Genomic DNA, 12,690 nt, shown 5'->3' with positions numbered 1-12,690 from the left:
TTGCGGGAGCGCCTACGTGTGTTTGGATGCCCGCCATGCGCTGCTCCCGTGCCGTCACCGCCTCGCTCGCCGCGCTGCTCGCGGCGTCCGTGGCCACCCCGGTCGCCGCCGCCGAGCCCCCGGCTGAGGGTTCCGCCGGGGGCTCCGCCACCGGGAACGACGGCTCGTCACCGGGCGTCGCCACCGACGTCGCCGACTCGCTGCCATCGGTCGGTAGTGGCGCGCTGCCTGGGCCGGATGTGCTCTACGACGAGGCCCCCGAGGCACCGCAGCTGCAGAATCGCGACCCGCGCATCGCGGCAGAGCCGCTGCTTGTCTCGGGCACGGAAGCCTATGTGGACGGTGAGTATCTCTACCAGGACCACATCTTCGACGACTACGGTGCCGACACCGACGGCGCGGGCGCCGACCCGACCTCCGCAAGGCACGGAGACTTCGACTACCCGACCGACAGGGAACGCTACGCGGGTAACGCCGCCGACCTCGTGGAGTTCCGGGCCGTACCCTCCGCCGACGAGGTCGTCTACCGCGTCACCCTGAACACGCTGCTCGAGGCCGACTCGACGATCGTGGCGATCGCGTTCGACACCGACGGCGACGAGGCGACGGGCAGTGACACGCTGCCGCGCGACCCCGGTGCGCCGCTGCCCGGCACCGACGAGGTCGTCACGGCGTGGGGAACCGGCGCCGAGCACACCCGCTTCGGCCCCGGCGGTGCGGAAGAGACAACCCCGGTCGAGGTCGAGACCGACCTGGAGGCCGCCCAGCTGACCGTCACCGTCCCACGCGAGGTATCCGACCCGTCCGGATCGTGGCGGGCCACGGTCGCCACCGGCCTGTACGACGCAGGCACCGGCGGGTGGATGCTCCCCGGTGGTAGCGCCGACGGCGGCTCCGCCGGTGGCGCGGGGCCGCTGAACCCGGAGCCGTCCGGCATCGTCAACTTGGCCTTCCGGTTCGACGAACCGGTCCTCGAGCGGAACACCCCGCCCGACACGGCGCAGGCCGAAGCCCTGCGGGATGGCGAGCCCACCCGGTTCGCCCACGAGATCGACTTCGCCGCGCTGGCCGCGGGGGAGAACCGGTCCACCGTGCCCGAGCACGGCACGATGGTGCGGATCTTCCCCAGCAGGCTCGACGTGGGTGAGGGGCAGCTGCTCAGCGACAGCCCCGCCGACACCGACCAGGAGTCCGGCACGTTCCCGGCCTACCGCAGCCGGCTGCAGCCCTACTCGCTGTACGTGCCGGGCGGGGACGGGCCGCACGGGTTCACCTTCGACCTGCACTCCCTGGGGCAGCATCACTGGCAGTACAACGGGACGGCCGGTATCCAGCAGATCGGCGAGGGACGCGGCCATGTCGTCGCCACGCCGCTGGCGCGCGGCACCGACGGGTGGTACCAGAACGAGGCGTCCTACGATGTCTTCGAGGTGTGGAACGACGTCGCCCGGCGCTACGACCTCGATCCCGGGCAGGCCGCCAGCGCCGGGTACTCGATGGGTGGCTACGGCACCTACCGGCTGGCGACCCGGTTCCCCGACCTGTTCGGCGCCGCGTTCACCACGGTCGGGCCGCCCGGGGACGGGATCTGGCTACCTCCGGCGCCACCGACGGGCGGTGCGGAGACGCTGACGAACTCGTGGCTGGCCAACGCCAGGAACGTGCCGTTCCTCAACGTCGTCGCGGGCGCGGACGAGCTCGTGCCGATCGTCGGGCCCCGGGCGCAGAACCTCGGCGCCCCCGAGTTCGGCATCGACGGGTTCGACCAGCTCGGCTACCGCTTCCGCTTCGTGACCTACCCCGCGGCCGACCACCTCACACTCGCCGTGCTGGGCTACGACGTACCGATGGCCACAGACTTCCTGGGTGCGGCCACGGTCGACCGCGACCCGCCGCACGTGACGTTCGCGGCTGTGCCTGCCGCGGACGATCGCGATCTCGGCCTGGTCGCCGACCACGCGTACTGGGTGTCGGACGTGACGGTGGCCGGGGACGCGGGCGGTGAGCTCGCCACCGGAACCGTCGACGCGGTCAGCCGCGGGTTCGGGGTCGGTGAGCCGGAAACCGTGCGGGAGACCGACGCCGGGGTCGGCCCCCTGCCGTACACCGAGGTCGGCCGGTCCTGGCAGGAGCGCCCGGAGATCCCGGTCGAGAACCGCATGGACGTGACCTTCTCCGGCGTCGAGACCGCCACGATCGACACCGGCCGCGCCCGGCTGGACCCGGCGGCGTTGCTGACCGTGGACCTCGAGGCCGATCGTGCGGGGGAGCTGGTGCTCGACGGCGAGTTCCCCCAGGGCACCCGGATCTTCCGGGACGGGAAGCGGGTCGGCATGGCCGGGCGGGACGGTGCCGTCGTGCCCGTGGTGCCCGGTGAGTCGGAGGTCGTCCTCGTCCCGCCACACGAGTCGAGCGAGTGGGCCCGGCGCTGACGTCCCCGGTGCGTGCTCACGGCCCGCCGTGAGACATACCGGTCGCCGGGGTGACCGTTTCGCCACACGCCCCTGCGCGTCAGTGCTCCAGGACGGCGTGCAGGAACCGCCTGGTGCGCTCGTTCTCCGGGGCGCGCAGCACCTGCTGCGGGGGTCCCTGCTCGATGGCCGTTCCGTTGTCGAACATCACCACCCGGTCGGAGATCTCCTCCGCGAACCGCATCTCGTGGGTGACCATCAGCATCGTCATGTCCGTGCTCGTGGCGAGGTCGCGGATGACGCCCAGTACCTCACCGATCAGCTCGGGGTCGAGCGCCGATGTGACCTCGTCGAGCAGTAGCACCTTCGGGCGCATGGCCATGGCCCGCGCGATGGCGACCCGCTGTTGCTGCCCGCCGGAGAGCCGGTGCGGTTTGTGGTCGAGGTGCTTGTCGAGGCCCACCATGTCGAGCAGGCCCTTCGCGCGCTCGCGCGCCTCCTCCTTCGACATGCCGAGAACCTGGACAGGGGCCTCCATGACGTTCTCGATCGCCGTCAGGTGCGGGAAGAGGTTGAACTGCTGGAACACCATGCCGATCTTGCGCCGGGTGAGCTTCATCTGCTTGCTCTCCCGCCGGATACGGCGCCCGCGAGTGACGTTCCACAGCTCGTCCCCGTCGACGGTCACCACGCCCTCGTCCGGATGCTCGAGTGTCATGAGGATCCGCAGGATCGTCGTCTTCCCCGAGCCGGAGGCACCGATGATCGATACCTTCTCGGCCGGTTTCACGTGGAAGTTCAGGTGCTTCAGGACGTGGTTGTCGCCCCAGCTCTTGTCGACGTTCTCGAACGAGATCATCACGTCCGAGGCTCGCTCGGACATGTCGGGCCCGAGGTCACGATGTGAGGGCAAGGCGTCGCTCCAATCGCCGGATGAGCACTGCTGCCGGGTAGCTGACCGCGAGGAACAGGATGCCGACAATGGTCAACGGTTCGAGGTAGCGGAACTCGCTCGAACCGATGGTCTGCCCGACGTTCAGCAACTCGTTCATCGTGATCAGGGAAAGGATCGCGGAGTCCTTGAACATCTGGATCCAGTAGTTGCCGAGCATCGGGACGATCGACCGCACCGCCTGCGGCAGCACGATGCGCGTCCAGGTCGGCCGCACGGGCAGACTCAGTGCGGTGGCCGCCTCCCACTGCCCCGTGCCCACGTCCTCGATCCCGGAGCGGTACACCTCAGCCGTGTACGAGCTGTAGTTCACCCCGAGGACGATGATGCCGGTGATGAGCGGGCTCAGCACGATGCCGTAATCGGGCAGGATGTAGAACGCCGCGAAAGCCTGCACCAGCAACGGCGTGCCGCGCACGAACTGCACGTAGAACCCGAAGACGGGGGACAGGACCGGGATCCGCAGGTACCGGATGACCGCCACGATCAGGCCGAGTGCCAGCGCGATCAGGATCCCAGACATGGTGGCCTGGATCGTGACCCACAGGCCGCCCAACAGGTCAGGCAGGATCGACAGCGCGAACTCGTTGTCCCACGTCATGTCGTGCCTCCCCGGCTGATCCCCGGCAGGCTCAACAGCCGCGCACCGTTCGACTTGCCCACCCGGTCGATGGCGAAGTGGCGTTCGGACCACTTCACCAGGAAGGACAGCAGCACGGACAGCACGAAGTAGACGATGAGCAGGGTGGTGAACACCGCGGTGGTCTCACCGGTGATCGCCCTGATCGTCTGTCCCTGGTAGGTCAGGTCGAGCACGGTCACGGCCGACACGAGGGAGGTGTTCTTGAGCAGGTCGACGACGACGTTGCCGAACGCGGGCAGCATCGCCGGGATCGACTGCGGGATCAGGATCCGGCGCATCCTGGTGACCGGTCCGATGCCGAGCGCGATGCACGCCTCGGTCTGCCCGGCGGGCCGGGACTTGATGGCACCGCGCACGACCTCGGCCGCGTACGCGCCCTCGTTGAGCGCGAGCACCAGAACGCCGACGGCGAAGCCCGGAAGCTCGATACCCAGCATGGGCAGCGCGAAGAAGAACCAGAAAAGCTGGACGATCATCGATGTGCCACGGAACACCTCGATGAACACGGCAGCGGGGAACCGGACGAGGAACTGGCGCGACATCCGGGCGAGCCCCGCCGTGAACGCGATGACCAGTGTCAGTACCGAACCGAGGACAAGCAGCTGGAGCGTGACGAGCAGGCCCTCCCACAGGCGCGGGGCGTGCTCGATGATGGTCGACACTTCTCAGCTCCCTTTCCGGTGCGTGCTGGGAAATGTCAGCCTTCGGTCGCGCAGAGTTCCTCGGTGGTTACACCCTCCACATCAGACGCGTTGAAGCCCCACTCCGCGAGGATGTCCGCGTACTCGTCGGACTCCTTCATCTCCGCGAGCGCGGCGTTGTACTCCTCGTGGAACTCGGTGTCGTTCTTGCGGAACGCGTGGCCAGCGCCGGTGACCGGAGCGTCCTCGACCGGGTCGGTCACCTCCATCTCGTCGTCGCCCTCGAGCAGATCGTTGAGGGACAGCGTCGGCAGGAAGAAGGCGTCGGCCCTGCCGGCCTTGACAGCCTCGATGCCGCTGCGACCGTCCTGCACCGGCACGATCTGGTCCTCGGGTACGTCGGCGTCCTGGAGCACCCCCTCCTCGAAGGCCCCGCCGAGTGCCGCCACCTTCACGCCGGAGTTCTCCTTGACCGACGCGACGGTGGTGATCTCCTCCGGGTTGCCCGCGAGCACCGCGAACGACTCCGTCGAGACGATGGTCGGCTCCGAGTACAGCACCTCGGCACACCGCGACTGCTTCATGAACAACCCGGCCGCGACGACATCCCAGCGATTGGCCTGCAGGCCGGGGATCATCTGGTCATAGGGCGTGACTATGCCTTCGATCTCGTCGATGCCGAGTTTCTTCAGTACGGCCCGCAGCACGTCCGGCTCGACACCGGTGACCTCGCCGGAGGCGGTGACCTCGGTGTAGGGCGGCTCGTTGGCGATGCCGACCCGCACCAGTCCCTGTTCGCGAGCCCGCTCGAGGGTGTTGCCGCCGCGCCCGCGCGACTCACCGTTGTCGCCGTCGCCGCAGGCCGACAGCAGCACGGGGCCACCGATGGCCACCGCTCCCGCCGTGGCCGCACGGGTGAAGAACTGCCTGCGTGTCCACCCTCGAGTCACCATCACGAACTCCCCAATCGCCAGAGGCCGCGTCACGAGCCTGTGTAGTGCTCACAACCTAGGTCCCACGCACAACTGTGTTCAAGAGCCGATCACGAACCGCAGAGCGTGGAACGCCCGTACGCCCGCCTGCCGGGTCGCCCGATGGCGTGCGGTGTCCCTCGTCGCGGCCGCCTGACCAGGCAGCTCACCGTGCGTCTCCGTCAGGTCACGATTGCACTACGTCATGCGCATGCGTCACGGAGCGGCCTGCTGAGCCGCTGCGCGAGCGTGTGGGCCTCGGCGACGGGGAGCACGCTGGCTTCGGGGTGCTCGCGGTTCCAGTCCTGAGCGGACGCGGGTTCGGCGAAGAAGTGCACCTGGTCGCAGAAGGCCGTGCGCACCGAGCTCTGCGCCTGTGGGGCGACGATGGAGAGCACGGCGGTGGCAGGCTCTACGTCGCTGATGCCGGCCGGTGTGACGGTGAGCCGTACCGGTGCGCCCGTGGCGCGGCACGGGGACTCCACTCGCGCGGTGCGGTCGAGTACGGCCGGGAAGATCAGGGTGTCCAGCGCGCACCAGGTGTAGAGCGCGACCCCGTCGACGATGAAGCTGTGCGGCGTCGGCCGCTGGGTGAGCCCCCAGCCGACGATCCGCCCGTGCTCGTCGTACTCGGTGTCGGACAACCGTGCCAGCGCCCGCCGCACGTCGGGTTCGGTGCGGCCGGTCGCCGCGGCCAGCCGTGCGACCGGCACGGGGCTGCCTCCGGCAAGGAGCCGCAGGAGCGGCGACCACAGCCAGGACAGCTCGGGATCGGTGAGGTTGGGGCGCAGCGTCTCGCTGAGCCGGTCGGCGAGGTACTCGTCGGTCATGCCTGCTCCCGTGGTCGGTGTGGACTCGTTACGCGGCGCAGCAGGAGAGCGTGGTGATGTCGCGGGTGTAGGTCTGTGCGGCGAGCTTGAGAGCCTCGGCCATGGTCAGGTACGGGCACCACAGCTCGCCGAGCTCGTAGACACTCATGCTGCTGTGCAGCGCATGCACGGCGGTGGCGATGACGTCTCCCGCGCCCTCGGCGAGCATGTGCGCACCGAGCAGGCGGCCCGTCCCGTGCTCGGCGACGAGCTTGACCAGCCCCCTGGTGTCGCGGTTGACCTGTGCGCGGGGCACGTACCGCAGGGGCAGCACGCGGGTGTCGCAGTCGTACCCGGCCTGCTGGGCCTCGGCCTCGGTGAGCCCGGCTGCCGCGATGGCGGGATCGGTGAAGGTCACCCGGGGGAGGTGGTGATAGTCCAGCTCGCGCGCGGCTCCGTGGAAGGCGTTGTCCACCACGAGCGTGCCGTGTGCGCCTGCGACGTAGACGAACTGCGGGTGCCCCGTGACGTCGCCCGCTGCCCAGATCCGGGGGTTGTCGGTGCGCAGCCCCGCGTCGACGGCGACCTCGCCGCTCTCGCCGAGCCGCACGCCGACGGAATCCAGGTCGAGCCCGTCGGTCACGGGAGTGCGGCCGGTGGCCACCAGAAGCTCCTGCGCGCGCAGCTCGTACGAATCCCCATCGGATCCGTGCAGCTCCGCGCGGATCCCCTCGCCATCGCGGTGCACGCCTGCCAGGGTCGTGCCCGCGTGCACCCCGATCTTCTCGTCGCGGAAGACACCGGAGACGGCCTCGGAGATCTCGGGCTCCTCGGTCGGCGCCAGCCGGTCGAGCATCTCCACCACGTCGACCCGCACCCCCAGCCGGGCGAGTAACTGCGCCTGTTCGAGGCCTACGTAGTTGCCGCCGACCACCAGCACCGACTCCGGTAGCTCGGACAGCTCCATCGCTGTGGCCGAGGTGAGGTATCCGGTTGCGGCGATCCCGTCGACCGGTGGCACCGACGGGGTCGACCCGGTCGCGATGAGATAGTGCGCGGCCTCCACGGTGCGCGTGCCACCCTCGTGCAGCTCGACGCGCAACGCGGGGCCCGGCACGAAGCGAGCGGCGCCTGCCAGGATCTCCCAGCCGTGCTCGGTGGCCAGGCCCGTGTACTTCTCGGCCCGCATCCCGGCAACCAGGTCCGCCTTGCCCGCGTTGAGTTCACCGGCGGCGACCTCGCCCGCGCCTGCCCGGATGCCGGGGAACCTCGCGGCGGCCTGCGCCCCGTGCCGGGCCTCCGCCGCCGCGAGCAGCGCCTTCGACGGCACGCACCCGGTGTTCACACACGTCCCACCGACGGTGCCGCGCTCGACCATCACCACCGACAGTCCCTGCCTGCTGGCGGCGATCGCCGCGGCGAACGCGGCGCCTCCCGAGCCGATGATCGCCAGATCGAACTCCATGAGGGGCCTCGATTCCTGCTGTCCGGCGCGCTCTCGCTATCGTATCCGCTAATGCGAATATACTGGCATGATAGTATCCGCATACGCAAATACGTTCGGCTCGCTGGGAGGTAACCCGATGAGCAGCGCCACGGAGCAGGCGGCGACGCTGCTTCCGGACAGCGGGGACCAGGTGGGTGTGCTCGCGAAGTTCTTCCGTGCCCTCGGCGACCCCACGCGCCTGCGACTGCTGGAGTTCCTGCTCGACGGTGAGCACTCGGTCAGCGACTGCGTCGCCCACGTCGGCCTCTCCCAGGGACGGGTGTCCACCCACCTGGCCTGCCTTGCCGACTGCGGCTACGTACGGGCGCGCCGCCACGGCCGCTGGAACTACTACTGCGTCACCGATCCCCGCGTGGCCGAGCTCGTGACGCTGGCCCGCGCGCTGGCCACCGACAACTGTGCCGCGCTGTCCGGCTGCGAGCGCATCGACGCGGCAGGCGACAGCGCCTGAGGCGGTACCGCGTCCGCCGGTCCGGCACGTGCCGGTGATGCTAGGTGTCGCGGGGGCGGGTGCGCAGGTGCATCCGCTCGCCCTGGCGGCCGAAGATGCTGAGCATCTCGACCGGACCGTCCCCCGTGCTGCCGAACCAGTGGGGCAGGCGAGTGTCGAACTCGGCGGCCTCGCCCGGCCGCACGATCACGTCCTGGTCGGCGAGGACGAGGCGTAGTAGTCCACTGAGGACGTAGAACCACTCGTAACCCTCGTGTGGTTGCGGGTCCGGTGTGGTCCTGGTGGCGGGGATGACCGTCTTGAACGCGTGCAGGTTCCCCGGCTGCCGGGACAGCGGGACGATGGTGAGCTCACCGGCGCGTCTCGGTTCGAGCCGGATGCGGGGGTCACCGACGGGCGGGGCGCCGACCAGCTCGTCGAGCGGGACCTGGTGCGCCCGCGCGATGGGCAGGAGCAGCTCGAGGCTGGGTTTGCGCCTGCCGCTCTCCAGGCGCGAGAGCGTGCTCACCGAGATGCCGGTGGCCCTGGCCAGCCCGGCCAGCGTGGACCGGCGATGCTGGCGCAGCCGCTTCAGCCGCGGGCCGACCTCGGCCAGTAGGGCATCCAGCCCCGCATCCTGGTTCATCCATTCATTGCAGTTCCGGCAAAAAGATTTGTCAATACCGCCACTGGTGCAGCAGCGTTGGCCGTGGAGGTGGTCGACATGACCGAACGGCACAACGATGTCGTGATCATTGGTGGTGGCGCGGCCGGGCTGAACGCCGCCCTTGTGCTGGCGCGGGCCCGCAGGCAGGTCCTGGTGGTGGACTCGGAAGCGCCCCGCAATGCCGTCGCCGCGCACATGCACGGGTTCGTCACCCGGGACGGCACGCCGCCCGGCGACCTCCGCGCGATCGGGCGTGCCGAGGTAACCGGCTACGGGGCCGAGATCATGCGGGGGAACGCACGCGAGGTGGAGCGGACCGCGGACGGCTTCGCGCTCCGGCTGCTCGACGGCCGGGTCGTGCGCGGGCGGAGTGTCCTGCTGGCCAGCGGCCTCACCGACGAGCTACCCGAGATCACCGGACTGGCCCAGCGGTGGGGACGTGACGTGGTGACCTGCCCGTACTGCCATGGCTGGGAGGTGCGCCAGCAGCCGCTCGCCGTCCTGGGCACCGGGCCGATGTCGGTGCATCAAGCATTGATGCTGCGCCAGTGGAGTGACGACGTGACGCTGATCCGCAACGGTGCGGGCGAGATCGACGCCGGGCAGACCCGGCGGCTCGACGCGCGGGGCATCCGGGTGGTCGCGGGCACGGTCGACCACGTCGTGGTGGAAGGCGACAGGCTCACGGGGATGGCGCTGGCCGGCGGCAGTGTGGTTCCGTGCTCGGCGGCGTTCGTCGCGACGCGGATGCTCGCCAACGACGAGGCGATCGCCGCATTGGGAGTCGACGTCGAGCAGGACGCGCTCGGCGACCGGGTCGTGACCGATGAGGCAGGGCGCACCAGCGTCGCAGGGGTGTGGGCGGCCGGGAACGTCACCGACCGCTTCGCGTCGGTGATCGTGGCGGCGGCAGGCGGCGCGAAGGTGGCCATGGCGCTCAACGCCGAGCTGGTCGAGGAGGACATCGCCGCAGGCCTCGGGTAGGCGGTGCCGCCGCGGCGTGCCACGATCGTTGCCCGTTCGTGGTCGACGGGGTGGGCAGCTGGGTAACCTCGTGCGTATGGTGCTGCTCGCGCCTGCGCGGGAGTTCTCCGCGTACGGGCTGTCGCACGGGGTCATCCTGCTGCTCTTCGCGGCCGGGGCGGCATCGCTGGTCTGGGCGGGGCGCAGGCACGGTGACTCGGTCACGGCCCGCAACGTCGCGTGCGCGGTCGGTGTGGCGCTGCTGGTGGCCAAACTCGGGCTGATCCTGTCCGAGATGCTGCCTGCCCGGTGGAACGTCGAGGGTTCGCTGCCGTTGCAGCTGTCCGATCTGGCGGGTGTGCTCGCCGCGTACGCGCTGCTGTCCCGACGGCACTGGGCCTGCGCGCTGACCTACTACTGGGGGTTGGTGCTGAGCACGCAGGCCCTGTTCACCCCTGCGCTGCACGCAGGCTTCCCGGCGGCCGCGTTCTTCGAGTTCTGGGGAATGCACCTGTTCGTCATCTGGGTGGCGATCTACCTGACGTGGGGACTGCGGATTCACCCCGACTGGCGTAGCTACGGCATCGTCGTCGCCGTCACGGTCGGCTGGGCCGCGACAGCCTTCACCGTCAACAGCATCGTGGGCAGCAACTACGGTTACCTCAACAGCAAGCCGGGGACGGCGTCGCTGCTGGATGTGCTCGGCCCGTGGCCGTGGTACCTGGTTCCCGTCGCCGCGCTGGTGCTCACGGCGTGGGCGCTGATGACCTGGCCGTGGGTGCGCCTGGATCAGCGCCGCGACGAGCGCGCACGCCCGCTGGCGTGACGCGCCCGGCGGCGCGCGGAATCAGGCGTCGACCGGACGGCGTGCGGTGAGGCGCTCGACGAGGCCGTGCTTGAACCGTTCCCGGTGCTCGATCTCGAACCCGGCCGCACGGACCGTGTTGAACGGCCTGCGCAGGAAGTGCTCGCCGCCGAGCGGGACGGTGACCAGCTCGAGGCCGCGCTGGATGAGGCGCACCGGCCCGGATGCGGCTTCGACATGATCCAGCAGCACCAACCGCCCTCCGGGCCGCGTCACCCGGCGCATCTCGTCGATGGCGGTTCTCTCCTCGGGAATCGTGCACAGGCCCAGCGTGCACACCACGGTGTCGAACGAGGCGTCGGCGAACGGCAGTTCGTGCGCGTTGGCCTGCCGCAGCTCGACCGAGCGGCCGAGCTGCTCCGCCCGCTTGCGGGCGACCTCGAGCATCTCCGCGCTGAGATCGACCCCGGTCAGGGTGACATCGTCGGGATAGGACTCCAGGTTCAACCCGGTACCGATGGCGACCTCGAGCGTATCCCCGGTGGCCTGCTCGCAGGCCCACTGCCGCGATCCCGCGAAGAATATCCGGTCCATGAGCCGCATCTCCCGGTCATAGGTCCGGGCGTGCTTGTCCCAGTAGCGGTGCCACCGCTGGTGTCGATCGCGTTCCGTCGTCATGCGTCCAGTGTCTCCTATCAGCGGTTGAGCGGGACGAGCCGAAGGTCCCCTTGGGTACCACATATGTACCGAGGGGGTCCTTCGGCTCGCTCTGCTTCCATGCCCCTCGCTCCAGTAAACACGCCAGCACGGGCAGGAGCATCAGGGAGATTCCCGGAGAGTGCCCGGAGAGGGTCGTACCCGGTGCGCGCCGCACCGGATCCATCGCGACGGAACGTCACGCCCGGTCGTCAGCCGAGCTCGTGGAAGACGCCGAACGACTCGCCGCCGTCGGTGGAGTGGTAGATGGCGGCGTCGGTGGCGACATAGACCTCCTCGTCACCGTGCACCGCCAGCGCGGCCGGGTTGCCGTCCACGGCGTCGCCCTCGGTCCAGGTGTCACCGCCGTCGGTGCTGGCGTGCACCGTTGCGTCCGCGTCGACACCGACGAGGCTCCCGTTGTCGCGCCAGTCGAGGAACAACAGTTGGGGAGCGCCGCTGATCGGGGTCAGCTCGTTGCCGCCGTCCTCGCTGCGTACCGGACCCTGCTCGGTGGTGGCCACGAGGAGGTCGGGGTCCTCGGGTGAGACGGCGATATCGGCCATCGGGACGTCCGATCGTGGCTCCCACTCCTGCTGATCGGCGCTGACCATGAACCGGCCTGAGACGCCGTCGAAACCGTAGACCTGGTCGTGCGCCGCCTCGAGGGCATGGAAGTCGGCATCGCCGTGCAGCGAGACCGGTTCCCACGACTCGGCCGCGTCGGTGCTCTCGATCAGTCCGAGGTGGGGTGGCTGGTCCGGGTCGTCGGCACCGGGATGGCCGCTGGCAAGAAAGTGGTCCGGCCCGACGATGGTGAACCCCATGACGTCCTGGGTGTGCCCGGCGACCCGGACCGGCTGCTCGCCTTCGGGCAGGTGGAAGACCCCGAAGTGCGTGGCCACGTACAGGTCGTCGTCGGCAGGGTTGATCCCGAGGCCGTGGATGTGCGCCATCTCGGCCCCGCCGGAACCGGTGTCGTGCCCGCCGTCCCCGCCGTGCCCCGTGTGCTCCCCGCCGCCGTCGGTATCGCCCTGGCACGCGCCGGCCAGCAGCACGGCGGCAGCCGCCGGGCCGAGCCACGGCCACCGTAGGGGTGCATGGGCGCGTCGCCGCGCGTACCGCTCGATCACGTCTCGCTCCTCGCTCGGGCTCACCGGAGGCTGGGTAGGTGAGACAGTACTCGTGTCCCGGC

The 12,690-nt window shown here is 69.9% G+C and carries 13 protein-coding genes; 4 read left to right on the top strand and 9 right to left on the bottom strand.

The window, feature by feature from the left end:
* Positions 1 to 35: 35 nt before the first annotated feature.
* A complete protein-coding gene (locus tag H0B56_RS19155) occupies positions 36 to 2,432 on the top strand; it encodes a hypothetical protein (protein WP_180894495.1) in 2,397 nt (798 codons plus the stop codon).
* 79 nt (positions 2,433 to 2,511) lie between these two features.
* Here the strand turns inward: H0B56_RS19155 and ehuA are convergent, their stop codons facing one another.
* The 6 genes from ehuA to merA all read right to left on the bottom strand — a co-directional run bounded on the left by ehuA (position 2,512) and on the right by merA (position 7,892).
* Positions 2,512 to 3,270, bottom strand: a complete 759-nt coding sequence (gene ehuA, locus H0B56_RS19150; RefSeq protein WP_180894703.1) for an ectoine/hydroxyectoine ABC transporter ATP-binding protein EhuA — start codon at positions 3,268 to 3,270, stop codon at positions 2,512 to 2,514.
* Between the two features lie 37 nt (positions 3,271 to 3,307).
* The gene (ehuD, locus tag H0B56_RS19145; protein ID WP_180894494.1) at positions 3,308 to 3,964 is read right to left on the bottom strand and encodes an ectoine/hydroxyectoine ABC transporter permease subunit EhuD; all 657 of its coding nucleotides are present in this window, start codon (positions 3,962 to 3,964) and stop codon (positions 3,308 to 3,310) included.
* Positions 3,961 to 4,668 carry an ectoine/hydroxyectoine ABC transporter permease subunit EhuC gene (gene ehuC, locus H0B56_RS19140; protein WP_180894493.1) on the bottom strand — a complete coding sequence of 236 codons (708 nt, stop codon included), beginning with the start codon at positions 4,666 to 4,668 and terminating at the stop codon, positions 3,961 to 3,963. The genes ehuD and ehuC overlap by 4 nt, the downstream gene beginning before the upstream one ends.
* Positions 4,669 to 4,703: 35 nt before the next feature.
* The gene (gene ehuB / locus H0B56_RS19135) at positions 4,704 to 5,600 is read right to left on the bottom strand and encodes an ectoine/hydroxyectoine ABC transporter substrate-binding protein EhuB (protein ID WP_180894492.1); all 897 of its coding nucleotides are present in this window, start codon (positions 5,598 to 5,600) and stop codon (positions 4,704 to 4,706) included.
* Positions 5,601 to 5,821: 221 nt separating this feature from the next.
* On the bottom strand, positions 5,822 to 6,448 hold the full coding sequence (gene merB, locus H0B56_RS19130) for an organomercurial lyase MerB (RefSeq protein WP_180894491.1): 627 nt from the start codon (positions 6,446 to 6,448) through the stop codon (positions 5,822 to 5,824).
* A gap of 28 nt (positions 6,449 to 6,476) precedes the next feature.
* The gene (merA, locus tag H0B56_RS19125; protein ID WP_180894490.1) at positions 6,477 to 7,892 is read right to left on the bottom strand and encodes a mercury(II) reductase; all 1,416 of its coding nucleotides are present in this window, start codon (positions 7,890 to 7,892) and stop codon (positions 6,477 to 6,479) included.
* A 118-nt stretch (positions 7,893 to 8,010) separates the two neighbouring features.
* On the opposite strand from merA, the gene H0B56_RS19120 reads away from it, so the two are divergent.
* A complete protein-coding gene (locus tag H0B56_RS19120) occupies positions 8,011 to 8,385 on the top strand; it encodes an ArsR/SmtB family transcription factor (protein ID WP_180894489.1) in 375 nt (124 codons plus the stop codon).
* Positions 8,386 to 8,425: 40 nt separating this feature from the next.
* Here the strand turns inward: H0B56_RS19120 and H0B56_RS19115 are convergent, their stop codons facing one another.
* On the bottom strand, positions 8,426 to 9,010 hold the full coding sequence (locus H0B56_RS19115; protein WP_180894488.1) for a helix-turn-helix domain-containing protein: 585 nt from the start codon (positions 9,008 to 9,010) through the stop codon (positions 8,426 to 8,428).
* Positions 9,011 to 9,088: 78 nt separating this feature from the next.
* On the opposite strand from H0B56_RS19115, the gene H0B56_RS19110 reads away from it, so the two are divergent.
* Positions 9,089 to 10,015 (top strand): NAD(P)/FAD-dependent oxidoreductase, encoded by a 927-nt coding sequence (locus H0B56_RS19110; RefSeq protein ID WP_180894487.1) that lies wholly within the window; start codon positions 9,089 to 9,091, stop codon positions 10,013 to 10,015.
* 76 nt (positions 10,016 to 10,091) lie between these two features.
* Positions 10,092 to 10,820 (top strand): YwaF family protein, encoded by a 729-nt coding sequence (locus tag H0B56_RS19105; protein ID WP_180894486.1) that lies wholly within the window; start codon positions 10,092 to 10,094, stop codon positions 10,818 to 10,820.
* Between the two features lie 21 nt (positions 10,821 to 10,841).
* Here the strand turns inward: H0B56_RS19105 and H0B56_RS19100 are convergent, their stop codons facing one another.
* A complete protein-coding gene (locus tag H0B56_RS19100; protein ID WP_180894485.1) occupies positions 10,842 to 11,477 on the bottom strand; it encodes a class I SAM-dependent methyltransferase in 636 nt (211 codons plus the stop codon).
* Between the two features lie 230 nt (positions 11,478 to 11,707).
* A complete protein-coding gene (locus H0B56_RS19095; RefSeq protein ID WP_180894484.1) occupies positions 11,708 to 12,628 on the bottom strand; it encodes a F510_1955 family glycosylhydrolase in 921 nt (306 codons plus the stop codon).
* Positions 12,629 to 12,690 lie beyond the last annotated feature (62 nt).

It is taken from the genome of Haloechinothrix aidingensis (assembly GCF_013450155.1).
In the GTDB taxonomy this organism is placed as follows: Bacteria; Actinomycetota; Actinomycetes; order Mycobacteriales; family Pseudonocardiaceae; genus Haloechinothrix; species Haloechinothrix aidingensis.
Note: the sequence above shows the minus strand (reverse complement) of the source record. Positions and strands in the feature narration are given on the sequence as shown.